The following is a 2100-nucleotide window of genomic DNA, read 5'->3' as shown; positions in this document are numbered from 1 at the left end:
CTACAACATTGTTAATTTAGACGGTGGCTATAAAGCGTATGAAGCAAAAAACGACGATGATAATACATTCGAAGAAAATACTAATGTAGAAATTAAAGCAGAGCGTAAACAATTTAACTATAGTGGTCTTCAATGTCCAGGTCCAATTGTAAACATCAGTAAAGAAGTGAAAAATATTGAAGTAGGCGAGCAAATCGAAGTTACAGTCACAGATCCTGGATTCCTTAGCGACATTAAAAGCTGGGTCAAACAAACAGGACATACGTTAGTTGAATTGGATGAAAGTAATAATGGAATTAATGCTATCATTCAAAAAGAAAAACCAAAAGACTTACAAGTGAATCATACTGCTAAAGGTACGACAATTGTACTATTTAGTGGAGAGTTAGATAAAGCAGTGGCAGCAATGATTATTGCAAATGGCGCTAGAGCTGCAGGAAGAGATGTAACTATCTTCTTTACTTTTTGGGGACTTAACGCGTTGAAAAAAGCGCAAACAGTTAACGTTAAAAAGAAAGGTATCGCAAAAATGTTTGATTTGATGTTGCCAAAAACACCTTTGAAAATGCCACTATCTAAAATGAATATGTTCGGTTTAGGTAATATCATGATGCGATACGTAATGAAAAAGAAAAACGTTGATTCATTACCATCACTCATTAATCAAGCGATAGCTCAAGATATTAAATTAATCGCATGTACCATGAGCATGGATGTCATGGGTATTACAAAAGAAGAATTAAGAGATGAAGTTGAGTACGGCGGTGTAGGCACTTATATAGGTGATACTGAAAACGCGAGTCATAATTTATTTATTTAATTAAATCTATCAAAATAAGGAGTTCTTTATATGTTTTTCAAACAATTTTACGATAATCATTTATCTCAAGCATCTTATTTAGTTGGCTGTCAACGTACGGGAGAGGCAATAGTAATTGATCCTGTTCGTGATTTAACAAAATATATGGAAGTTGCAGATAGCGAAGGTTTTAAAATTACACAAGCTGCAGAAACCCATATTCACGCTGATTTTGCTTCTGGAATTCGGGATGTGGCAAAACGTTTAAACGCCAATATATATGTATCTGGCGAAGGTGATGATCAATTAAGTTATAAAAATATGCCGGAACATACAAATTTTGTTAAAAATCAAGATATTATTCAAGTAGGTAATATTAAATTAGAAGTCTTGCATACACCTGGTCATACCCCTGAGAGTATCAGTTTCTTACTCACTGATGAAGGTGGCGGCTCAAGTGTTCCAATGGGTTTATTTAGTGGTGACTTTATTTTTGTTGGTGATATCGGTAGACCTGATTTACTAGAAAAATCAGTACAAATGGAAGGTACTACAGAGATTGGTGCAAAACAGATGTACCAATCTATAGAAGGTGTTAAAAATTTACCAGATTATATTCAAATATGGCCTGGACACGGTGCTGGAAGTCCTTGTGGTAAAGCATTAGGTGCCATACCAATGTCTACGCTAGGTTACGAAAAAATTAATAACTGGGCATTTAATGTAACAGATGAATCTAAATTTGTTGAAACATTAACATCAAATCAACCAGCGCCACCCCATCACTTTGCACAGATGAAAAAAATTAATCAGTTTGGTATGAAAATGTATCAACCATACAACGTTTATCCTAGTTTAGATAATGAAAGAATAGCATTTGATCTTCGTAGCAAAGAAGCCTTTCACGGTGGACATACACAAGGAACAATCAATATTCCTTATAACAAAAACTTTATTAACCAGATCGGTTGGTATTTAGATTTTGAAAAAGATGTAGATTTAATCGGAGATAAATCTACAGTTGAACAAGCAGCGCATACTTTACAATTAATTGGTTTTGATAATGTAGCAGGCTATCGTTTACCAAAATCAGAAATTCTAACACAATCCATCCACAGCGCTGATATTACTGGTGAAGAAGCAAATGTACTCGACGTACGTAATGAAGAAGAGTGGAATAATGGGCACTTAGATCAAGCAGTCAATATTCCGCATGGTAAATTATTAAATGAAAATATTCCATTTAATAAAGAGGATAAAATATACGTACATTGTCAGTCAGGTGTTAGAAGTTCAATCGC

General features: G+C 34.3%; 2 protein-coding genes. Both read left to right on the top strand.

All coding sequences use genetic code 11. The features are described from left to right. Positions 1 to 820, top strand: an 820-nt coding sequence (locus KA893_RS11045) for a DsrE/DsrF/DrsH-like family protein (protein WP_245336556.1), incomplete at its 5' end; no start/stop codon positions are given. A 30-nt stretch (positions 821 to 850) separates the two neighbouring features. Further along, the coding region (gene cstB / locus KA893_RS11040; RefSeq protein ID WP_210125781.1) for a persulfide dioxygenase-sulfurtransferase CstB at positions 851 to 2100 on the top strand (1250 nt) is incomplete at its 3' end.

Source organism: Staphylococcus sp. GDY8P126P (assembly GCF_017891965.1).
Classification (GTDB): domain Bacteria; phylum Bacillota; class Bacilli; order Staphylococcales; family Staphylococcaceae; genus Staphylococcus; species Staphylococcus saprophyticus.
Note: the sequence above shows the minus strand (reverse complement) of the source record. Positions and strands in the feature narration are given on the sequence as shown.